The organism is Achromobacter sp. GD03932 (assembly GCF_029839485.1).
Classification (GTDB): Bacteria; Pseudomonadota; Gammaproteobacteria; order Burkholderiales; family Burkholderiaceae_B; genus Achromobacter; species Achromobacter bronchisepticus_A.
The window spans coordinates 93707-114096 of record NZ_JAOCAT010000015.1; the positions used below are offsets into that span (position 1 = coordinate 93707).

Annotated in this window: 20 protein-coding genes; 10 read left to right on the forward strand and 10 right to left on the reverse strand. The window is 67.7% G+C overall.

The window, feature by feature from the left end:
- Positions 1-16: 16 nt before the first annotated feature.
- The 8 genes from N5C88_RS15740 to N5C88_RS15775 form a co-directional block, all read right to left on the reverse strand.
- On the reverse strand, positions 17-820 hold the full coding sequence (locus N5C88_RS15740) for an N-acyl homoserine lactonase family protein (RefSeq protein WP_059378094.1): 804 nt from the start codon (positions 818-820) through the stop codon (positions 17-19).
- Positions 817-2049, reverse strand: a complete 1233-nt coding sequence (locus N5C88_RS15745) for an alpha/beta hydrolase (RefSeq protein ID WP_280015729.1) — start codon at positions 2047-2049, stop codon at positions 817-819. The genes N5C88_RS15740 and N5C88_RS15745 overlap by 4 nt, the downstream gene beginning before the upstream one ends.
- Positions 1994-2737, reverse strand: a complete 744-nt coding sequence (locus N5C88_RS15750) for a GntR family transcriptional regulator (protein ID WP_059378088.1) — start codon at positions 2735-2737, stop codon at positions 1994-1996. The genes N5C88_RS15745 and N5C88_RS15750 overlap by 56 nt, the downstream gene beginning before the upstream one ends.
- Positions 2738-2854: 117 nt before the next feature.
- Positions 2855-3568: an ABC transporter ATP-binding protein gene (locus N5C88_RS15755; RefSeq protein WP_251878103.1), complete on the reverse strand. Its 714-nt coding sequence runs from the start codon at positions 3566-3568 to the stop codon at positions 2855-2857.
- Positions 3565-4305: an ABC transporter ATP-binding protein gene (locus N5C88_RS15760; protein ID WP_280015730.1), complete on the reverse strand. Its 741-nt coding sequence runs from the start codon at positions 4303-4305 to the stop codon at positions 3565-3567. The genes N5C88_RS15755 and N5C88_RS15760 overlap by 4 nt, the downstream gene beginning before the upstream one ends.
- Positions 4298-5272 carry a branched-chain amino acid ABC transporter permease gene (locus N5C88_RS15765; protein WP_118931650.1) on the reverse strand — a complete coding sequence of 325 codons (975 nt, stop codon included), beginning with the start codon at positions 5270-5272 and terminating at the stop codon, positions 4298-4300. Before N5C88_RS15765 ends, N5C88_RS15760 begins: the two co-directional genes overlap by 8 nt.
- Entirely contained in the window at positions 5272-6132 is an 861-nt protein-coding gene (locus N5C88_RS15770; protein ID WP_059378080.1) for a branched-chain amino acid ABC transporter permease, read from the reverse strand. The genes N5C88_RS15765 and N5C88_RS15770 overlap by 1 nt, the downstream gene beginning before the upstream one ends.
- Before the next feature lie 22 nt (positions 6133-6154).
- A complete protein-coding gene (locus N5C88_RS15775) occupies positions 6155-7372 on the reverse strand; it encodes an ABC transporter substrate-binding protein (RefSeq protein WP_059378078.1) in 1218 nt (405 codons plus the stop codon).
- 209 nt (positions 7373-7581) lie between these two features.
- Here N5C88_RS15775 and N5C88_RS15780 point away from each other — a divergent pair, with 209 nt between their 5' ends.
- The 8 genes from N5C88_RS15780 to otnK all read left to right on the forward strand — a co-directional run bounded on the left by N5C88_RS15780 (position 7582) and on the right by otnK (position 14724).
- The gene (locus N5C88_RS15780) at positions 7582-7995 is read left to right on the forward strand and encodes a carboxymuconolactone decarboxylase family protein (protein ID WP_059378339.1); all 414 of its coding nucleotides are present in this window, start codon (positions 7582-7584) and stop codon (positions 7993-7995) included.
- The gene (locus N5C88_RS15785; RefSeq protein ID WP_280015732.1) at positions 7992-8909 is read left to right on the forward strand and encodes an NAD(P)-dependent oxidoreductase; all 918 of its coding nucleotides are present in this window, start codon (positions 7992-7994) and stop codon (positions 8907-8909) included. Before N5C88_RS15780 ends, N5C88_RS15785 begins: the two co-directional genes overlap by 4 nt.
- Before the next feature lie 119 nt (positions 8910-9028).
- Positions 9029-10006: a tripartite tricarboxylate transporter substrate binding protein gene (locus N5C88_RS15790; RefSeq protein ID WP_059378074.1), complete on the forward strand. Its 978-nt coding sequence runs from the start codon at positions 9029-9031 to the stop codon at positions 10004-10006.
- Between the two features lie 82 nt (positions 10007-10088).
- Complete coding sequence (locus N5C88_RS15795; protein ID WP_059378071.1) at positions 10089-10730, forward strand: aldolase; 642 nt, start codon at positions 10089-10091, stop codon at positions 10728-10730.
- Positions 10731-10744: 14 nt separating this feature from the next.
- On the forward strand, positions 10745-11545 hold the full coding sequence (gene otnI / locus N5C88_RS15800) for a 2-oxo-tetronate isomerase (protein ID WP_280015733.1): 801 nt from the start codon (positions 10745-10747) through the stop codon (positions 11543-11545).
- On the forward strand, positions 11542-12516 hold the full coding sequence (denD, locus tag N5C88_RS15805; RefSeq protein WP_280015734.1) for a D-erythronate dehydrogenase: 975 nt from the start codon (positions 11542-11544) through the stop codon (positions 12514-12516). The genes otnI and denD overlap by 4 nt, the downstream gene beginning before the upstream one ends.
- Positions 12517-12562: 46 nt before the next feature.
- Complete coding sequence (ltnD, locus tag N5C88_RS15810; protein WP_280015735.1) at positions 12563-13471, forward strand: L-threonate dehydrogenase; 909 nt, start codon at positions 12563-12565, stop codon at positions 13469-13471.
- Positions 13468-14724: a 3-oxo-tetronate kinase gene (otnK, locus tag N5C88_RS15815; protein ID WP_280015736.1), complete on the forward strand. Its 1257-nt coding sequence runs from the start codon at positions 13468-13470 to the stop codon at positions 14722-14724. The genes ltnD and otnK overlap by 4 nt, the downstream gene beginning before the upstream one ends.
- 36 nt (positions 14725-14760) lie before the next feature.
- On the opposite strand, the gene N5C88_RS15820 is transcribed toward otnK, so the two are convergent.
- The gene (locus N5C88_RS15820) at positions 14761-15468 is read right to left on the reverse strand and encodes a FadR/GntR family transcriptional regulator (protein WP_059378058.1); all 708 of its coding nucleotides are present in this window, start codon (positions 15466-15468) and stop codon (positions 14761-14763) included.
- Between the two features lie 143 nt (positions 15469-15611).
- Between N5C88_RS15820 and N5C88_RS15825 the strand changes: the two genes are divergently transcribed.
- Positions 15612-17735 (forward strand): TonB-dependent receptor, encoded by a 2124-nt coding sequence (locus N5C88_RS15825; protein ID WP_118931692.1) that lies wholly within the window; start codon positions 15612-15614, stop codon positions 17733-17735.
- 95 nt (positions 17736-17830) lie between these two features.
- Here the strand turns inward: N5C88_RS15825 and N5C88_RS15830 are convergent, their stop codons facing one another.
- Positions 17831-18721: a LysR substrate-binding domain-containing protein gene (locus N5C88_RS15830; protein ID WP_059378055.1), complete on the reverse strand. Its 891-nt coding sequence runs from the start codon at positions 18719-18721 to the stop codon at positions 17831-17833.
- A gap of 190 nt (positions 18722-18911) precedes the next feature.
- On the opposite strand from N5C88_RS15830, the gene N5C88_RS15835 reads away from it, so the two are divergent.
- On the forward strand, positions 18912-20381 hold the full coding sequence (locus tag N5C88_RS15835; protein ID WP_118931658.1) for an NAD-dependent succinate-semialdehyde dehydrogenase: 1470 nt from the start codon (positions 18912-18914) through the stop codon (positions 20379-20381).
- Positions 20382-20390: the final 9 nt, after the last annotated feature.

The window sequence follows — 20390 nt, forward strand, 5'->3', positions numbered from 1 at the left end:
CGCGAAACGCCAGCATTCAGGGGCGCGCGCCGTGGCCCAGGTGCAGCGCCACCACTTCGGTATCCGCGCCGCTCAGGCCCGGATACCGCGTCCTGACCAGAGGATCGTGTCCTGGCACGATGTGGTCGGGCGATTCCGCGAATTTCAGCAGGATCTCGTAGCCCGCCAGCATGTCGGCCACGTTGTCGACGATGGGAAAGGGCGCATCGCGGCCCATGTTGTCGTAGTAGTGGCTGGCGTCGGAGGCCAGCACCATCCAGCCGCGCGCGGTGTGCACGCGCACCGCCTGCAGCCCGCGGGTGTGGCCGCCGATGTGCAGCAACTGCAGGCCGGGCGCGATCTCGTCGTGGCCGTGGTAGAAGGCCACACGCTTGTCGTACACGCCCCGCACCACGTCCACCACGTCTTCCACCGCATAGGCGTGGCGCAGCATGTCGAAGCGCATATTGCAGCCGCAGGCGTAATGCAGCTCGCTTTCCTGCAGATGCAGACGGGCTTGCGGCAGCTTGCGGATGTTGCCGGCATGGTCGTAGTGCAGATGCGTGACGATGACGTCGCGGATGTCGGCGGGCGCGATGCCAAGTTTCGCCAGCGCCTCTATTGGGCAGCGCAGGAACTCGCGGCCACGGGCGCGCGCAGCCTCTTCATTGAATCCCGTGTCCACCAGGTAGGCGCGCGCGCCGTCGCGGATGACCCAGACGAAATAGTCCATCGGCATGGGGCCGTCGTGCGGGTCGGGCGGCGTGATGAAGTTCTGGCTGCGCTGCCGCGCCACCGTGGCGTAGCGCAGGGCGTAGACCTCGTAGTTGGGCAGCGTCATTCGATGGCTCCGTGTTTGCGCAGGCGGTCCAGCTCGGGCCGCAGATAGTCCATGAGGCGTTGCGGGTTCTCGACCATGGGGAAATGTCCCAGTTCCGGCATGGCCTGAAAGCGCGCGCCGGGAATCAGGGCCGCGACCCGGCGGGAATCCTCGGGGCTGGCCGAATAATCGTAGGCGCCAGTCAGCAGCGATATGCCGAAGGCATCGGCGTTGAGGCCGGCCAGGTGCTCGGCGGCGTTGAAATCCTCGCTGTAGAACCAGAGATCGTTGGCATAGACATTGAAGCCGCCCTGCGAGTAGATCCAGGCCGCGTCGCGCCGCGCCTGCAGGGTGGAAGCCGGTCCCATCAGGCCGCGCACGTAGGCGGGGTTGTGCGCCGCCTGGTTGACCTGGGGGTGGCACAGCATGGGGGTGCGCCGTCCAGCGGCCTTATAAGGAGCCTCCAGCGCGACCACGCCGGCCACGTCGGCGGGGCTGCTTGTCGCGACCACCAGCGCCATCGCCGCGCCCATCGAGCAGCCCAGCAGCGCCGCCGGCGCGCCCGCGATCTGGCGGATCACCGCCAGGCAGGTCTGCAGATAGGCGTCGCGCGTGAGACCTTCAGCGGTCCAGGCCTGGCCGGACAGTGGCATGCTGCGCCCGTGCCCGGGCATGTCGAAGGCGATCATGCGCCATTGCCGTCGCAGTTCGGGATCGGCCATCAGCGCATGGTACTGGCGGGAGTCCGCGCCCGCCGTGTGCAGCATCAGCAGTGGGGGGGCGGCGTCGAGGCCGCTGGTTTCATAGTAGAGAGAGGTCCGGGCCGGGCCGATATCGAGGGTGGCGTAGGCGCCGGAAATCGGGCTGCGGTCCAGCCATTCGGGAGTGGCGGCGAGCTGGCCGCGCAGGATCTCGAACAGCCGTTCCAGCGGGTGCAGGGCCTGGGCGACGGCCAGCGCGTCGCCGCTGACGCGCAGGCCTTGCGCCTGGCGGCGGGCCGCGGTGAAGGAGTGGTAGCCCGGGGGCGGGGTGTCGCTGAGCAGCTTGTGCCAGGTTTCGGGCGGCGCGCTGACGACAATGCATTGCGAGGGGGCGGCGGGCTGGCCTGCCCAGGCCGCGATTCTTTCATCGGGAGCGGGTCCTGCTTGCAGCCAGATGGCGCAGGGCAGGCCGCGCGCGGCCAGGATGAATTCGCTATCCTGCTGAGCCAGGGCTGCCCCGGCCTTTAGTTTCTGGACGATCGCCTTCACTGTCGGATGTCTCCTGTTGCTGGCGCTTGAGCACTTCGAGCGCGGTGCGTTCCGCGTTCACGATATGGCTCTGCGCCGCGCTTTGCGCGCCTTGCGGATCCCGAGCCCGGATGCGCTCGAAGATCAGGTCGATTTCGGCCATGCTTTCCGGCAGGCGGTCGGCGCGCGCGAACGAGGTGGCGCGCAGCAGATTGATGCGCGACAGCAGGCCCGGCAGCATGTCCTTGACCAGGTCGTTGTCGCAGCCGCTCAGCAGCACGTCGTAGAAGTCGCGCTTGGCCGCCAGCAGGGCCGCCTTGTTGCTGCCCTTGGCCTGGCGGTGCAGGGCGTCCACCGCCTTGCGCAGGCGTTCGACGTCGGCATCGCTTGCCAGCCTGGCGAATTCATGCGCGGCGTAGCCTTCCAGCAGGGCGCGCAGGGCATAGAGGTCGCGGGCCGCTTTTTCGGTGATGCGCACCACGGTGGGGCCGCGGTGCGGTTCGATGGAAATCAGGCGCTCGGCCTCCAGGGTGCGCAGCGCCTCGCGCAGCGTGCTGCGGCTGATGCCGAGCTGATCGCACAGTTCCTGTTCGCGCAGGCGTTCTCCGCCCTTGATCCGTCCGTCCATGATGGACGCGCGCAGGAATTCCTCCACGCGGGTGCGCAGGGTGCCGGGTTTTTCGAATACCGCGCCTGTCGGGCTGGCCATGGCTGTCTCTCGCTTAAGCTGGCGGCGGGCCGGCGCGCCGGCGCAGGCTCATGGCCGCGCCGCGGCGAACCGCCGTGTCTACGTAAAGACGCAATATATCCCGTCGGCGGGCCATGGCTACAAACCGAGGTAGGCCGCCCGCACGCGGCCGTCTTCCAGCAGTTCGGCGCTGGGGCCGGACAGCACCAGGGAACCCGACTGCAGCACGTACGCGTACTCGGCCACCGATAGCGCCAGGCGCGTGTTCTGCTCCACCAGCAAGATGGTCAGGCCGCTGCGGTGGATGTCTATCATGGCCTGGTGCATCTCCTCGACGATTTTGGGTGCCAGGCCGTGGCTGGGCTCGTCCAGCAGCAACAGCCGCGGCTCCAGCATCAAGGCGCGGCCGAAGGCCACCATCTGCTGCTCGCCGCCGGACAGCGTGCCGGCCTGCTGGCGGCGCCGTTCCCGCAACCGTGGAAACAGCGCGTAGATCCGCTCGCAGCCGCGCCTGACCGCCGCCATGTCGCGGCGGCGGGTGTAGCCGCCCAGGTACAGGTTTTCCTCGACCGTCATTTCCGGAAAGACGTGACGGCCTTCCGGCACGTGGGCGATGCCTAGCTCGGGGACGCGGTGCGGCGCCAGGCGCAGGATCTCCTGCCCGTCGAACCTGATGCTGCCGCCGACCTTGTCGAGCAGGCCGGAGATGCAGCGCAGCAGCGTGCTCTTGCCGGCCGTGTTGGCGCCGACCACCGCGACGAAGCCGCCCGCGGGCACGTCCAGCGTGATGTCGCGCAGCACCGGGCTGCGGTCGTAGGCGGCGGTCAGCCCCTGGATCTGCAACAGGCTCATGCCGGCACCTCCAACTGCTCCAGCGACTTGCCCAGGTAGACCTCGATCACCGTGGGATCGGCCGCGATCTGCGCCGGGCTGCCCTCGGCGATCTTCTGGCCGAACGACAGCACCAGGATCCGGTTGCACAGGCGCATGATGGCGCGCATATGGTGTTCCACCACGATGAAGGTGATGCCGGACTCGTCGCGCAGGGTGCGGATCAGGTCCAGCAGGGCGTCCATCTCGGATTCGTTCAGCGCCGCCATGACCTCGTCCAGCAGGAATACCTTGGGGTCGGTGCACAGCGCGCGCGCCAGTTCCACCCGCGCCTGCTCGGGAAACGACAGTTCGCCGGCGGGCTTGGCGGCGATGCCGGACAGGCCGACGCGGTCGAGATTGTCCAGCGCAAGCCGGCGCGCCCGGCCGACGTCGTGGCGCAGCAGCCCGCCGACCAGCACGTTGTCCAGCACCGTCATCTCGGGAAACAGCGCCACGTTCTGGAAGGTCTTGGTCATGCCCAGCGCCGCGATCTGGTGGGGCCGCAGGCCGCTGATGTCGCGCCCTTCCAGTTCGATGCTGCCGCCATTGCCGCGGTACAGCCCGACCAGCAGGTTGAACAGGGTGGTCTTGCCGGCGCCATTGGGGCCGATGAGGCCCAGGATGTCGCCGCGGGCCACGGTGAACGACACGTCGTCCACGGCTTTCAGGCCGCCGAAGCGGCGCTGGATGCGTGAGACCTTGAGGATGTCAGGCATGCTGGCCTCGCGTCAGGTTGCGCAGCCGAGTCCACAGCGCCGACAGGCCGCGCGGCTCGATCAGGATGATGGCGATCAGGATCAGCCCGAAGGCCAGCTGCGATACGCCCGCGGTGTGGCCCGACAGCCAGTCGTTGAACGTCTCTTCCAGCGGGATGATGACCAGCGCGCCGATCAGCGGGCCGGCTACCGTGCCCACGCCGCCGATGATGCAGATCAGCGCCACGCGCACCGAGATGCCGACCAGCGAGAAGACCGTGTCCGGGTCGAAGAAGTAGATGAACTGCGCGTACAGCGTGCCGCAGGCGCCCATCAGCGCGGCCGAGATGACGGCGGCAAGGATGCGGGTGCGGGCGGTGTCGACGCCGATGACTTCGGCGGCCTGCGGGTTGGCCTTGACCGCGCGCAGGCGGTAGCCCAGGCGCGAATGGCTGATCAGCGCGAACACGATCGAGGTAATCACCGCGGCCGCCAGCATCAGGTAGTAGTAGGGGATGCTGGACTTGAACTGCATCTGGGCCAGTCCTTCCGAGAACGGGATGGACACGCCCACCGGCCCGCCCGTTACGGAGGCCCAGGTGTTGGCGATGGCGCGCAGCACTTCGCCGAAGGCCAGCGTGGCCAGCGCGAAGTAATGTCCGCGCAGCCGCATGGTGGGCAGGCTGAGCAGCGCGCCCGCGGCCGCGGCCACCGCCATGGCGGCGACGATGCCCAGCCAGGGCGAGATCCCGTAGCGCATGAGCAGCAGGGTCGAGGTGTAGGCGCCTAGTCCGAAGAAGGCCGCATGGCCCAGCGAGATCTGGTTGGCCAGGCCGCCCACGATGTTCCAGGACTGGCCCATGGCGGCAAACAGCAGCACCAGCGTCAGCACGCGGATACCGTAGCCCTGGTCTTCCATCAGCCACGGCACGATCAGGGCGGCCGCCAGCGGCAGCGCCCACAGCAGGAGTTGTCGGTTCTTGGTCATCAGCCCGCCCTTTTCAGAAGACCTTCCGGGCGCACGGCCAGCACCAGGATGAAGATGGCGAACAGCGCCAGGTTCTGCAGCTGCATCGGCAGCACCAGCGACGACAGCGACTGGATCACGCCGACCGCCACGCCGCCCACCACCGCGCCTATCACGCTGCCCAGCCCGCCCAGCACCACCGCCGTGAACATCAGCACGCTGAACTGCGCGCCGACGGTGGTCGAGGCGGTCAAGTAGGGCAGGATGATGCCGCCGCCCAGCGCCGTCATGCCCACGCCCAGCCCGAAAGCCAGTTGGTGCACGCGGTGGGTGGAGATGCCGGACAGCCTGGCGGCCATGGGATCCTGGGCGGTGGCCCGCACCGCCATGCCCCACCAGGTTTTCTTCAGGACCCACCACAGGGCCAGGCCCGCCACCGACGCGACCGCGAAGGCCAGCAGGTAGGGGGCGCTGAGCAGGATGGGGCCCACGGCCAGCGCGGTCATCTGGTAGGGCGTCTGTACCGAGCGGAACTCGGATCCGAACAGGATCAGCGCCAGGTTCTCCATGACGATGAGCAGGCCCACCGTCAGGAAGATCTGCGCGACCGCCGGCGCCTTCAGTACCCGGTTGATCAGGTACTTCTGCGTCAGCACGCCCAGCGCAAAGGCCACCGCGAACGACAGCAGCGACCCCAGCAGGGGGTCCAGGCCGAGCAGCTTCCAGGCGAAGTACGCCACGAACATGCCCACCATCAGGAATTCGGCCTGGGCGAAGTTGACGATGGACACCACGCCGAAGACGAGCGTGAGTCCGATAGAGATGACCGCGTAGACCCCGCCCAGCAGAATGCCGTCCACCAGTGCCTGCAGAAATTGCATGACCGTGCTCCGCGCGTGGGGTTCAGGAGGCCGTGATGACGCGGCCCTTGGCCAGCGCCTGCGGCCAGACCGAGACCAGTTCGCCCTTTTGCCACTGGACCATGATGGGCTGCGCCATGGTGTTCAGGCCGTTGGCGTCGAAATGCACGCCGCCACCCGACATCACGCCGGCCCAGCCCTGGTCGTACTTCTGCGCGCGCAGCGCCTGGGAGACCGCTTCCGGCTTGTCGGACGCGGCGACTTCCAGCGCCTGGGCCAGCACGCCCGCGCACACCGCATGTTCCAGCGCCTCGTGCGGCATGAAGGTGCCGAAGCGCTTGCGGTAGCGCTCGGTGTATTCGGGCGCCTGGTCGTAGTTGGCGGGGGCGATCGACAGCACCGCCTCGGAGTACTGCCCCAGGGCCTTGGCGAAGTCGGGAATGACGTAGCCCGCGGCTCCGCCCACGATGGGCACGGTCAGGCGCTGCTGCCGCATGACGCGGATGATCAGCAGGCTGTCGTTCAGGTACGAGATCGGGAACACGATCTGGGCGTCCGATCCGCGCAGCTTGCTGATCAGCGGCGTGACGTCGGTGATGCCCAGCGGATAGGCCTCGTCCAGCACGACCTGCGCGCCCGCCGCCTTGGCCGCATTGCGCACGCCGACCGCCTGCGAGGTGCCGTAGGCGGTGTCCTCGTACAGCAGCGCGATCTTCTTGATGTCCGAAGCGCCCGCCACCACCGAGGCCGCATAGTCATACTGCGCGCGGCCCAGCACCGAGCCTTTGGATACCACCTGGAAGATGTGCTTGAAGCCGCGCTCGGTGAGCACGTCGGAGAACGACATGGTGAGCAGGGGGATGCCGCGGCGCTCGGTCACTTCCGAGATTGCCAGCGTCAGCGACGAGGCGTAGGCGCCGATGATGGCCACGCAGCGGTTCTGCGTGATCAGGCGCTGCGCCACGGTGGCCGCGGTGGTGGGCTGGGAAGTGGCGTCGGCAATGATGAGCTTGAGCTTGGCCCCACCCATGGCCTTGATGCCGCCGGCTGCGTTGATCTCGTCGGCGGCCAGCTCCAGTCCCTGGCGCGAATTGATGCCGAACTGGGCGTTGGCGCCCGACAGCGGCAGGATCACGCCGACGTTGATTTCCGCCGGCGCGGCCAGCGCGCGGCCGGGCAAGCTGGCGGCCAGCGCGGCCGCGCCCAATCCAGCGACGAATTCCCTGCGCCCGCGGCGCATGGCCTGTTGGGGTTTTGTCATGTCTGTCTCCTGGCTTTTTTCGGGTGTGGCGCAAGGCTGCCGGCCCGGCGCTCTGCGGCACATTATTCTGCTCAAATTTTAAGCAGTCAAGAAGATTGTCTGACAATCTGACTATTGACGATTGCGGGAAAGTTGCCGGACAATCAGACAAAATGGACCAGGCGGACGCCTGCTCCGCAACCCCTCATCCCATCACGCAAGAGGAACTCATGGCAGACACCAAATCCGAAACCCAGGCCCTGTTCGACCAAGGCCTGAACCTGCGCCGCGAAGTGCTGGGCACCGAATACGTGGACGGCTCGCTGGCCCGCGCCAATGAATTCATGATGGCCTTCCAGCACATCACCACCGAGTGGTGCTGGGGCTACACCTGGGGCCGCCCGGGGCTGGAGAAGAAGACGCGCAGCATGCTTAACCTGGCCATGCTCACGGCACTGAACCGTCCCGCCGAGATCAAGCTGCACGTCAAGGGCGCGTTGAACAACGGCGTGACGGTCGAGGAGATCAAGGAAATCCTGCTGCAGGCCACGGTCTACTGCGGCATTCCGGCGGGGCTGGATGCGTTCAAGGTCGCCAACCAGGTGCTGGAAGAAGAGGGCGCCTTCAAGGAGTCCAAGGCATGAGCGCCGCGCAGGAGCGCGTGGGCCTGATCGGCATCGGCAGCATGGGCTGGCCCATGGCGGCCCGTCTGGTACAGGCCGGCTTTGCCGTCACGGTGTTCGACGCCGTGCCGGGCCAGGCGGACAAGTTCGCCCAGGAAGTGGGCGGCCAGGCCGCCGCCACCTGCGCGGAATTGGCGGCTCAGTCCGACATCGTCTTCACCATGCTGCCCACCAGCGCGATCGTCGAGCAGGTGCTCAACGGCGAACAAGGCGTGCTGGCGGGCCTGCGCCCGGGCAGCGTGGTGGTCGACATGAGTTCCGGCGTGCCGGCGCATACGCAGCGCCTGGCGCAGGCCGTTGCCGCCGCCGGCGGCGTCATGGTCGACGCCCCGGTGTCCGGCGGCGTGCCGCGCGCACGTACGGGTGAGCTGGCCATCATGTACGGCGGACCCGCCGCGACGCTGGAGCGGGTGCGCCCGGCCCTGTCCAGCATGGGCACGACGATTACGCCGGTGGGCGAGGTCGGCAGCGCCCACGCCATGAAGGCCTTGAACAACCTGGTGTCGGCCGGCGGTTTCCTGATCGGGGTGGAGGCGATGCTGATTGGCCAGCAGTTCGGCCTGGATCCGAACGTGATCGTCGACGTGCTCAACGCGTCGACCGGCATGAACAATTCGACCCAGAAGAAGTTCAAGCAATTCGTGCTGTCGCGCCAGTTCAACTCGGGATTCGGCATGGACCTGATGGTCAAGGACCTGGGCATCGCGCTGGGCATCGCGACCGATACCGGCACGCCCACGCCGTTCGCCTCGCTGTGCCGCGAACTGTGGGCCTCGGCCGGCAAGACGCTGGGCAAGGGCCAGGACCATACCGCCGTTGCGCGCCTGTCCGAACAGCTCGCAGGCGTGGAGCTGGGCGCCAAGCCCAAAGGCTGAGCAAGCCGCGGCCGGGCTGTCGCCCGCGCCGCTTCCCTTCCAACGTAGCGCAAGAATCCGCCGGCACAAGGCGGAGGGCCGGCTGTTGCCGGCAACCATGAAAACCGAGGAGCAAAACCATGAGGAAGACCATACTGGCGTCTGCTGGCGCCTGCCTGTTTGCATTCAGCGCCCTGGCGGGGGCGCAGGGCTATCCCGCCCGCGCCATTTCGATGGTGGTGCCTTATGCGCCCGGCGGGTCCACGGACGGCCTGGCCCGCATCGTGGCGCAAGCCATGGGCGAGAATCTGGGGCAACCCGTCGTGGTGGAAAACCAGGGCGGCGGCGGCACGATGATCGGCAACCAGCGCGTGGCGCGCGCGGCGCCGGACGGCTACACCATCACCTTCGGCAATATGGGATCGCTGGCGATCGCGCCGTCGCTCTATCCCGCAAGCAAGTTCGATCCGCGCCGCGACATGACCGCGATCGGACTGGTGGCGACCGTGCCGATGGTGCTTTCCGTCAGCAAGGCCAGCGGCATCACCAAGCTGTCCGATTTCGTCGAACGCCTGCGCAAGCAAGGCAAGGACGTGAACTTCGGCAACGCCGGCTCGGGTTCCACCAGCCATATCGCGGCGGCCTATTTCCTGCACGTCACCGGGACCCAGGGCATGCAGATTCCGTATCGGGGCGCGGGGCCGGCGATCAGCGACCTGATGGCGGGCACCGTGGAAGCCGTGATCGACCAGACGGTCACCATGATTCCCATCCATGAAGGCAAGCGCGTCACGGCGCTGGCCGTGGCCAGCCCGAGCCGGCTGCCGCAGATCCCCGATGTGCCTACGTTCGCGGAAGGCGGCGTGCCGCAATTCAATATGAGCGTCTGGAATGGCATTGCCGCGCCGGCGGGCACGCCGCCGGCGGTGGTGGCGCGGCTGGAGGAGGCGCTGGCGGCGGCGCTGAAGAGCCCGAATGTACGCGAGTCGCTCGACAAGCTGGCGGCGCAGGCGCCGGGGACGCAGGAGCAGGGCTCCGCGGCCTTCCAGGCCTTGATCGCGCGCGACGTGCCGCGTTTCGCCGAACTGATCCGGGATGCCGGGATAACGGTGAACTGAGGCTGGCCGGGCAGGGATCGCGGATTCCTGCCCGGGACTTACCCTGGGTGTCTTTTTTTGCCAAAATTTGTATGATGACCTTATGAATTCTGAAGAATCCCGCATTCGCGAAGAGATCTGCGCCGTCGGCGCCAGTCTTTACAACCGCGGCTATACCGTGGGCGCCGCCGGCAACATCAGCGCGCGCCTGGACGACGGCTGGCTGATCACGCCGACCGACGCCTGCCTCGGACGGCTGGATCCCGCCGAACTGTCCAAGGTCGATGCGGCGGGCAGGCACGTGTCGGGCAGCAAGCCGTCCAAGACGCTGGAGCTGCATCGCGGCATCTACCAGGCCAGTCCCGGCGCCCGCGGCATCGTGCACACGCATTCCACGCATCTGGTGGCGCTGACGTTGGCGGGCGTCTGGCGGCCCGATGAAGTGCTGCCGCCCATCACGCCCTATCAGGTCATGAAGGTCGGCCGGATTCCGCTGATCCCCTATCGCCGTCCCGGCGATCCGCAAGCCGCGGCCGAGGTCGCCGCGGTGGCCGGCGAGGTGCGCGGGGCGCTGTTCGAGCGCCTGGGGCCGGTGGTATGGGAACGCTCCGTGGCGCATGCCTCCTACGCGCTGGAAGAACTGGAAGAAACCGCCCGCCTGTGGCTGATGAGCGATCCCCGGCCGGCGCCATTGAGCGCCGCGGCCATCGATGAACTGCGGGTCGTGTTCGGCGCGCGCTACTGAATCAAGGAACCGCGATGCCGCGCCTGGCCGCCAATCTCAGCATGATGTACACCGAGCATCCCTTCCTGGACCGCTTTGCGGCGGCTGCGAGGGACGGGTTCGCGGGTGTTGAGTTCCTGTTTCCCTACGAATATCCGGCGGCCGAGCTCCAGGCGCGGCTGCAGGGGCAGGGGCTGACCCAGGCGCTGTTCAACGCGCCGCCCGGCGATTGGGCCGCAGGCGAGCGCGGCACGGCCTCGCTGCCGGGCCGCGCCAGCGAGTTCCGGCGCGGGGTCGACCTGGCCTTGGAATATGCCGCCGTGCTGGGCAACCGCAAGCTGCATCTCATGGCCGGGCTGATACAGCACGGGCAGGACCGCGCAGCGCATCGCGCGGTCTATCTGGAGAACCTCGCCTGGGCCGCGCGCGCCGCGGCATCCGCCGGCGTGACGGTGGTCATAGAGCCGATCAACACGCGCGACATTCCGGGCTTTTTCCTCAACCGTCAGGACGAGGCCCAGGCCATATGCGCCGAGGTCGGCGCCGATAACCTGAAGGTGCAGTTCGACATCTATCACTGCCAGATCGTGGAAGGCGATATCGCGGTCAAGCTCAAGCGGGACATGGCGGGCATTGGCCATATCCAGATCGCTGGCGTGCCGGAGCGCCACGAGCCGGACCTGGGCGAGCTGAACTATCCCTATCTGTTCGAACAGATCGATGCGCTGGGCTATGCCGGCTGGATCGGCTGCGAATACCGGCCTCGGGCCGGCACCTCCGCCGGGCTGGGCTGGGCCCGGTCCTATCTGACCCACACGGGGCATACCGCGATATGAAGATACTCATCACCGGCGGCGCCGGATTCCTGGGGCAGCGCCTGGCCCGCAAGCTGCTGGAGCGCGGCACGCTGGCATTGGATGGCGGCAAGCCTGAAGCCATCACGCGGATCGACCTGCTGGACGTGGTGCTGGCTCCGGGGCCGGACGATCCGCGCATCCATGCGCAGGTCGGCGATATCGCCGATCCCGCAGTGTTGCGGCAGGCCATCGACGCCGAGACTCGCGCCATCTTCCATCTGGCGGCCATCGTCAGCGGGCAGGCGGAGGCCGATTTCGATCTGGGCATGCGCATCAACCTGGACGCATCGCGCGCGCTGCTGGAGACCTGCCGCGCGCTGGGCCACAAGCCGCGGGTGATCTTCACCAGTTCGGTCGCGGTATACGGCGGCGTGCTGCCCGACACCGTGCGCGACGATACCGCGCTCAATCCCCAATCGTCCTACGGCACGCAGAAGGCCATTGCCGAACTGCTGCTGGCGGACTACACGCGGCGCGGCTATGTGGACGGACGCGTGCTGCGCCTGCCCACCATCAGCGTGCGTCCGGGGCGGCCCAATGCGGCGGCTTCCTCGTTCGCCAGCGGCATCATTCGCGAACCCTTGAACGGCCTGGAGGCCGCCTGCCCGGTGAGCGCCGACACGCGCCTGTGGCTGCTGTCGCCGCGCGGCGCGATCCAGGCCCTGATCGCCGGCTGCGAACTGGAAGCGGCCGCCGTCGCGGACCGTGCGCCCATCAATCTGCCAGGGGTTTCGGTCACGGCAAGCGAGATGGTGCAGGCGCTGCGCCAGGTCGCGGGCGAGGAGGTCGCCGGCCGCGTCGGCTGGCAGCCTGACGAGCGCGTCGAGCGCATCGTGGGCAGCTGGCCTGGCCGCTGGGACACTGCTCGGGCCGAGCGCCTGGGCTTGCGCGGCGACGCCGATTTCGCGGACATCATCCGCGCCTACATGGCCGACGACCTGCCGCGCTGAGCGCAGGCTGCTCTCCATTCCTACCGTAGCCGGGACCGCCACCGATATGAGCAATCCTCAAACCCCCTCCCGCCGCGTCGGCGTCATCGGCCTCGGCGCCATGGGCGCGGGCATCGCGCAAAGCCTGCGCCGGGCCGGCCACGACGTGCACGTGTTCGACGTCCGCCAGGAAGCTTGCGCGGCGTTCGCGGCGCAGGGCGGCGTGGCCTGCGCCACCCTGGCCGACATGGCGGCCGCCTGCGACATCGTCATCAGCGTGGTCGTCAATGCCCAGCAGACCGAGGAGGTGCTGTACGGGGAAGGCGGCCTGGCCGCCGCGCTGCGCCCGGGGGCGGTGTTCGTGATGTGTTCCACCGTGGATCCCAACTGGTCCATCGCGCTGGAGGCGCGGCTCGAAACGCAGGGCATCCTGTACTTGGATGCGCCCATCTCGGGCGGCGCCGCGCGCGCGGCCTCCGGCGAGATGACCATGATGACTGCGGGCCGCGCGGCGGCTTACGCCGCCTGCGGCGCGGTGCTGGAATCCATGGCCGGCAAGGTCTACCGCCTGGGCGATCGCGCCGGCGCGGGCAGCAAGGTCAAGATCATCAACCAGCTGCTGGCGGGCGTGCACATCGCCGCTGCGGCGGAAGCCATGGCGCTGGGCCTGCGCGAGGGCGTGGACGCGGACGCCCTGTATGAAGTGATCACGCACAGCGCGGGCAACAGCTGGATGTTCGAGAACCGCATGGCCCATGTGCTGGCGGGCGACTATACGCCGCTGTCCGCGGTCGACATCTTCGTCAAGGACCTGGGACTGGTGCTGGACACCGCCCGGCATACCCGCTTTCCCTTGCCGCTGGCTTCCACCGCGCATCAGATGTTCATGCAGGCCTCCAGCGCCGGCCACGGCCGCGAGGACGACAGCGCGGTCATCAAGATATTCCCGGGCATCGCCTTGCCGGAGGCTAAATGAGCATCAAACTGGGCTGCATCGCCGATGACTTCACCGGCGCCACCGATCTGGCCAACAACCTCGTGCGCGCCGGCATGCGCACGGTGCAGACCATAGGCGTTCCTGGCGAACCCCTGCGCGGCGAGGCGGATGCGGTGGTGGTCGCGCTCAAGACCCGCACGCTGCCCGCGGCCGAGGCCGTGGCGCAGTCGCTGGCGGCGCTGGACTGGTTGCTGGCGCAGGGCGCGGAACAGATCTACTTCAAGTATTGCTCCACCTTCGACAGCACGCCCGAGGGCAACATCGGACCGGTCGCGGATGCGCTGATGACGCGGCTGGGCACGGATTTCACCATCGCCACGCCGGCCTTTCCGGACAATAAGCGCACGGTGTTCAAGGGCTATCTGTTCGCGGGTGACGTGCTGCTGAACGAATCGGGCATGCAGCACCATCCGCTGACGCCCATGACCGATCCCAATCTGGTGCGCGTGTTGTCCGCGCAGACTTCGCGCCGCGTCGGGCTGATCGACTACAGCGTCGTGGCGCGCGGTAGCGAGGCCATCCGCGCCCGCATCCGGGAGTTGCGGGCGCAGGGGGTGGAGATCGCGATCGTGGATGCCGTGTCCAATGCCGACCTGCTGGCTTTGGGACCCGCGCTTGCCGGCATGCCGCTGGTGACGGCGGGTTCGGGCGTGGCGATCGGACTGCCCGGCAACTGGGGTCTGACGGCGGCGTCCGCAGACGCGCGGCAACCGCGCGCGCCCGGTTTGCAGGCGGTGGTCGCGGGTAGTTGCTCGGCGGCGACCAATGGCCAGGTGGCCGCGTTCATGGAAAGCGGCCGGCCGGCGCTGGCGCTGGATCCGTTGCGGCTGGCGGCGGGCCACGACGCCGTGGGAGAGGCGCTGGCCTGGGCCGATGCGCGCATGCATGACGGCCCGGTGCTGATCTACTCCACCGCTCAGCCCGAGCAGGTGCGGCAGGCGCAGAGCGAACTCGGCGCCGCGCGCGCGGGCGCCATGATCGAGGACGCCATTGCGCGCATCGCGGCGGGCCTGGTCGAACGCGGCGTGCGGCAACTGATCGTGGCGGGCGGCGAGACCTCGGGGGCGGTGGTGCAGGCCTTGGGATTGCAGCAGGTCGTCATTGGCGAGCAGATCGATCCCGGCGTGCCCTGGTGTTCCGGCCATGCGCCCGCGGCACAAGGCGACATCAGCATCGCGCTGAAATCAGGCAATTTCGGCACGCGGGATTTCTTCATCAAGGCATTCGGCTAGGCGCCGGCCGCAGCGCGCGCGCCGCGGCTTTCCCGCCTAGCGGTGCGCCTGGCTCAAGCGCTTGGCCGCGTTCACCATATGAATGCGCGCGGCCTCGCGCGCGCCGTCCACGTCCTTGCTGCGTATGGCTTCGACGATGGCGACGTGTTCCTGCAGCACGTCGCGCATCAGGCTGGCGTGGCGGGCCTCGTTGGCGCGCGTGACGCGTGTGGCCGCTTCCAGGAACTGGCTGACGAAGGCCAGGGTCGTCAGGAAATAGGGATTGCCGGTGGCGCGGGCGATGCTGCGATGGAAGGCTACGTCTTCCTGCACGCCGTCGCCGCCGTTTTCCACCGCCTGCGAAATGGCGGCCAGCGCGGCGTCGATCTCCGCCATGTCCTGCTTTTTCCGCACTGCCGCGGCTTGCGCGGCGATCTCGGTTTCCAGCGCGCGGCGCAGGTCCACGATATGCAGCACGGCGTCCAGCGAGGACAGGTCGGCCGCATCGATGCGCAGGGCGCGGTTGCCGGCGTGGCCGGTGACGTATACGCCGCTGCCTTGCCGCGCTTCGACGATACCGTCCTGCCGCAGCCGCGAAACCGCTTCGCGGATGACCGTGCGGCTGACGCCGAATTGTTCGGCCAACGCGGTCTCCGTGGGCAATTTTTCCCCGGGCGGCACGCGACCCTCGTCAATCTCGGCGAGCAGGCGCTTGGCGACCGTGTCGGTCAGCGTGGGAGGAGTCGGGAGTCGGGGGAACACCATCGCCCTATGATACGCGCGCCCGCGCCGGCCCGGCCATGAGCCGCGGCGGCCGATTCACGGCGTCCCCAAGCTTGCGCCATTTTCGAAATGTTATATCATTCGCCAATTATTTGGTACGTTATAACATTTGAAAGAGGGCGATGATGAATGGCAAGAAACTGGGGTGGCAGAGAGAACGCGGCGGCAGGGTTGCCCTGCGGGCGGGGCGCCGGGGCGCGCTGAAGCCTCTGGTCTGCGCGTTGATGCTGGCCGCGCCCGCCGCGCAGGCCGACGAAGCTGCGGAAGCCGCCGCGGAACGTTCGGCCGCCAGAACCCTGGCGCCGATCACGGTTTCCGCCAACCCGCTGGGGCTGGACCTGAACAGCACCACCTTGCCGGCTTCGGTGCTGGAAGGCGACGCGCTGATCGAACAGCGCAACGGCACCCTGGGCGACACGCTGAAGAATCTGCCCGGCGTTAACAGCGACACCTTCGGCGGCGGCGCCAGCCGCCCCGTGATCCGCGGGCAGACCGCGCCGCGCGTGAAGGTGCTGTCCGACGGTTCCGAGGTCATGGACGCGTCCAGCATTTCTCCCGACCATGCCGTGACCGTGGAGCCGCTGCTGGCCGAACGCATCGAAGTGCTGCGCGGTCCGGCTACGCTGCTGTATGGCGGCGGCGCGATCGGCGGCGTGGTCAATGTGGTGGACAAGAAGATCCCGACGGCGGTGCCGGAGAAGGGCATCGAGGCCGAGGCCGAACTGCGCGGCGCCACGGGCACCAAGGAACGTGCGGGCGCGGTCGGCATTACCGCGGGCGAGGGGCAGTTCGCCGTGCGCGTGGAGGGCCTGAAGCGCCGCACCAGCGACTACGACGTGCCCGACTGGCCGGGCGGCAAGCTGGAGGGCTCGTACAGCGAGTCGACGCAGGGCACGGTGGGCATGTCCTGGATTACGCCGCGCGGCTACGTCGGCCTGGCGTTCACGCATCTGGAAAGCAAGTACGGCCTGCCCGGACACAACCACGAATACGAAGGGTGCCACCCGCATGGCACGCACCTGCATTGCGGCGGCCATGATCATGGCCACGACGAAGACGGCCACGATCACGACCACGAGCACGAACACGGCGGCGTGCCTTACGTGAAGCTGCGCAGCAACCGCCTCGATCTGCGCGCCGAGTACCAGGACCCGTTCGCTGGCTTCGAGAAAATCCGCGTGCGTGGCGGCCTGACCGACTACCAGCATGACGAAATCGAAGGCGGCGAGGTGGGTACCCGCTTCAAGAACAAGGGCTACGACCTGCGCGTGGAAATGCAGCACAAGCCCATCGCAGGCTGGCGCGGGGTGGTGGGCGTGCAGAATGCCTACAGCGATTTCCGCGCCGATGGCGAAGAGGCCTTCCTGCCGCGCAGCAAGACGCGCTCTTACGGCCTGTTCGTGCTGGAGGAGTACCAACTGAACGACTGGCGCTTCGAACTGGGCGCGCGGCAGGACTGGCAGCGCATCTCGCCCACGGGCGGCGCGCAACGCAGCAGCCTGTCCGGTACGTCATTGTCGGCCGCGGCCATCTGGGACTTCGCGCCGCAGTATTCCGTGGCCCTGTCGTTGTCGCGCTCGCAGCGCCTGCCCACCGCGCAGGAACTGTATGCGGACGGCGTGCACCTGGCCACCAACACCTACGAACTGGGCAATCCGGACCTGGGCCGCGAGACATCGCACAACATCGACCTGACCCTGCGCAAGCATTCCGGCGACACGACGTTCTCGGCCAGCGTGTTCCATAACCGGGTGAAGAACTACATCTACGCCAACACGCTGGACCGCTACGAGGACTTCCGCCTGATCGAGTACACCCAGCGCGACGCGGAGTTCACGGGCGTGGAAGGCGAACTGCGCCACCAGTTCACCCCGGTGTTCTCGGCCGCGGTGTTCGGCGACTATGTGCGCGGCAAACTGACGGGCGGCGACGGCAACCTGCCGCGCATCCCGGCAGCGCGCGCCGGCGTGCGCGCCGATATGAAGTGGCAGCAGTGGTCGGGCGGCGTCGAATACGCGCGCGTGTTTGCGCAGAAGGACATCGCCGCCTACGAGGAAAGCACGCCTGGCTACAACATGGTCAATGCGGTGGTGGCCTATCGCGGCCAGTATGGCGCCACGGGCTATGAGGTCTACCTGCGCGGCACCAACCTGCTGAACAAGCTGGCGTACAACCATGCCTCCTTCATTTCGACGGTGGCGCCGCTGCCCGGGCGCAGTGTGCTGCTGGGCGTGCGCATGACGTACTGAGGCTCGGAAACACACAGCAGCAGCGGAGACGGCAACCCCGTCTCCGTTTTTTTTTGCACGCGCGCCGATGCAGGGACCGGTTCCACGGCGTCCGCTCAGGGCTGGCGCTTGCTCAGATGGTTTACGAAGAGCTTGGCGGCGGTCGGCAGGGCGTCGAAGGAGCGCACGCAGATCTGGATCTGCCGTCGTGCCCAGGGTTCGGTCAGGGGAATGATGCGGATGTCGAACATGGCCGAGTAGCGGCGCGCGATGTCCAGCGGCAGCACGCCTATGCCCAGCCCAGAGTTCACCATGAAGCACAGCGCGTCGAAGCCAGTGACCTGCACCTTGAGCTGGATGTTGCGCTTTTCATCGCTGGCGGCGTTGGAGAGGATGCGGTTGATGGCGCTGCCGCGGTGCAGCCCCACGAAGTCGTATTCCAGCGCGTCGGCGAAACGAAAGCCAGGCCTGTCCTGCAGCGGGTGGTCAGCGGGCACCACCAGCGCCAGCGTGTCTTCGCGGTAGGGGTGGATCTCGACGTCGTGGTCCGGCGCGGTGCCCGAAAAGATGCCCACGTCCGCCGCGTTCTCGGCGACCGATTTGATGATGGTCGAGGTGATTTTTTCTTCCAGATCGACTTGCACGTTGGGGTAGTCGTTCAGGAAGAGCTTGATGTCCTGAGGCAGGAACTGGGTGATCGCGGAAATATTGGCGTGTACCCGGATGAAGCCCCGCAGGCCGCGCGAGTAGTCGCGCATGTGCACCGATATTTCATCGAGTTCATGCAGCGCGCGCCGCGCCATGGTGGACAGCGCGACGCCGGCCGGCGTGGGGCGGATGCCCTTGTTGGTGCGGATGAGCAGCCGGATCTTGAGGTTCTCTTCCAGTTCGCTGATGCGCTTGCTGATGGCGGCCGCGGCGATGTGCTCGTGTTCGGCCGCCGCGGCGATGGTGCCTTGCTCGACCACGCTGATGAAGAGCTTGAGGGAGGTGGGGTCGAGACGCATGGCGGGACGGGCGGGAAAGCGGACGAGAGGTTCCATTGTAGCCATGGGCGGGCTTGTCATCGCGGATGGTGATGGCGGCATCGCTAATGACTGCTGTTGCGCAGGCGGGCGCCAGGGCTATCCTCCCCAAAAAATTTCGCACGGCCCAAGCGCGGACGGTGCGGAGCATGATGGATGGAGCGCGAGACAAATGAATCTGCAGAATAGCCAGCTGCTGCGGCAGCAGGCCTACATCGGCGGCGCCTGGTGCGACGCCGACAACGGCGCCACCATCACGGTGCGCAATCCCTTTGACGCCAGCGTACTGGGCACGGTGCCCAATCTGGGCCAGGCCGAGACGGCCCGCGCCATCGCGGCCGCCGATGACGCCCTGCCGGCCTGGCGGGCCAGGACGGGCAAGGAGCGCGGTGCCATCCTGCGCAAATGGCATGCCCTGATCGAGGCGCATGCCGACGACCTGGCGCTGCTGCTGACGCTGGAGCAGGGCAAGCCGCTGGCCGAGGCCCGCGGCGAACTGAATTACGCCTTGTCCTTCGTCGAATGGTTCGCGGAAGAGGCCAAGCGCGTCTACGGCGACGTGCTGCCCCACACGCGAGGCGACCAGCGCATGCTGGCCATCCGCCAGCCCGTGGGCGTATGCGCGGCCATCATCGCCTGGAACTTTCCGTCGGCCCTGGTCACGCGCAAGGTCAGCCCGGCGCTGGCCGCCGGCTGCACGGTGGTGCTCAAGCCGTCCGAACTGACGCCGTTCACCGCGCTGGCGCTGGCCTGGCTGGGCGAGCAGGCCGGCATACCGCCCGGCGTGCTCAACGTGGTCATTGGAGATCCCGCGCCAATCGGCACGGAACTGACGCAGAACCCCACGGTGCGCAAGCTGACCTTCACCGGGTCCACCCAGACGGGTCGGCTGCTGATGCAGCAGAGCGCCTCCAACATCAAGAAGCTGTCGCTGGAACTGGGCGGCAACGCGCCCTTCATCGTGTTCGAGGATGCCGACCTGGACGAGGCCGTGCAAGGCCTGGTCCTTTCCAAGTTCCGTAACGCGGGCCAGACCTGCGTCTGCGCCAACCGCGTCTATGTCCACGCCAGGGTCGCCGACGCCTTCAATGACAAGCTGCTGGCGGAAATGCGCCGCATGAAGGTGGGCGGCGGGCTGGAAGAGGGGGTTACCCAAGGGCCGCTGATCGACCAGCGCGCCGTGGACAAGGTGGCCCGCCTGGTGGACGACGCCACGGCGCGCGGCGCACACCTCTTGGCAGGCGGCAAGCTGCGCGAGCCCGGCTCGCTGCTGTATGAGCCGACCCTACTGGCCGGCATCACGGATGCCATGGAACTGGCGCACGAAGAGATCTTCGGCCCGGTGGTGGGTATCAGCACCTTCGAGTCCGAAGCCGCCGTGCTGGCGCGGGCCAACGATAGCGCCTCGGGCCTGGCCGCCTATTTCTACACCGCCAACCTGGAACGGGTCTGGCGCATGATGGAAGGGCTGGAGTACGGCATCGTCGGCGTGAACACCGGCGCCGTGTCCAACGAGGTCGGACCCTTTGGCGGCATCAAGGAGTCGGGCGTGGGCCGCGAGGGCTCCAAGTACGGCATCGAAGAGTTCCTGGAAATCAAGTACGTCTGCCTTGCCGGCAAGTCGTTCAACGCGATTCCCTGACGCCCGCGG

Coding starts and splice junctions, on each gene's coding strand:
- denD (WP_280015734.1), top strand. CDS start 11,542: ATGAAGATACTCATCACCGGCGGCGCCGGATTCCTGGGGCAGCGCCTG.
- N5C88_RS15795 (WP_059378071.1), top strand. CDS start 10,089: ATGAATTCTGAAGAATCCCGCATTCGCGAAGAGATCTGCGCCGTCGGC.
- N5C88_RS15785 (WP_280015732.1), top strand. CDS start 7,992: ATGAGCGCCGCGCAGGAGCGCGTGGGCCTGATCGGCATCGGCAGCATG.
- ltnD (WP_280015735.1), top strand. CDS start 12,563: ATGAGCAATCCTCAAACCCCCTCCCGCCGCGTCGGCGTCATCGGCCTC.
- otnK (WP_280015736.1), top strand. CDS start 13,468: ATGAGCATCAAACTGGGCTGCATCGCCGATGACTTCACCGGCGCCACC.
- N5C88_RS15765 (WP_118931650.1), bottom strand. CDS start 5,272: ATGACCAAGAACCGACAACTCCTGCTGTGGGCGCTGCCGCTGGCGGCC.
- N5C88_RS15750 (WP_059378088.1), bottom strand. CDS start 2,737: ATGGCCAGCCCGACAGGCGCGGTATTCGAAAAACCCGGCACCCTGCGC.
- N5C88_RS15790 (WP_059378074.1), top strand. CDS start 9,029: ATGAGGAAGACCATACTGGCGTCTGCTGGCGCCTGCCTGTTTGCATTC.
- N5C88_RS15760 (WP_280015730.1), bottom strand. CDS start 4,305: ATGCCTGACATCCTCAAGGTCTCACGCATCCAGCGCCGCTTCGGCGGC.
- otnI (WP_280015733.1), top strand. CDS start 10,745: ATGCCGCGCCTGGCCGCCAATCTCAGCATGATGTACACCGAGCATCCC.
- N5C88_RS15825 (WP_118931692.1), top strand. CDS start 15,612: ATGAATGGCAAGAAACTGGGGTGGCAGAGAGAACGCGGCGGCAGGGTT.
- N5C88_RS15780 (WP_059378339.1), top strand. CDS start 7,582: ATGGCAGACACCAAATCCGAAACCCAGGCCCTGTTCGACCAAGGCCTG.
- N5C88_RS15830 (WP_059378055.1), bottom strand. CDS start 18,721: ATGCGTCTCGACCCCACCTCCCTCAAGCTCTTCATCAGCGTGGTCGAG.
- N5C88_RS15775 (WP_059378078.1), bottom strand. CDS start 7,372: ATGACAAAACCCCAACAGGCCATGCGCCGCGGGCGCAGGGAATTCGTC.
- N5C88_RS15770 (WP_059378080.1), bottom strand. CDS start 6,132: ATGCAATTTCTGCAGGCACTGGTGGACGGCATTCTGCTGGGCGGGGTC.
- N5C88_RS15820 (WP_059378058.1), bottom strand. CDS start 15,468: ATGGTGTTCCCCCGACTCCCGACTCCTCCCACGCTGACCGACACGGTC.
- N5C88_RS15755 (WP_251878103.1), bottom strand. CDS start 3,568: ATGAGCCTGTTGCAGATCCAGGGGCTGACCGCCGCCTACGACCGCAGC.
- N5C88_RS15740 (WP_059378094.1), bottom strand. CDS start 820: ATGACGCTGCCCAACTACGAGGTCTACGCCCTGCGCTACGCCACGGTG.
- N5C88_RS15835 (WP_118931658.1), top strand. CDS start 18,912: ATGAATCTGCAGAATAGCCAGCTGCTGCGGCAGCAGGCCTACATCGGC.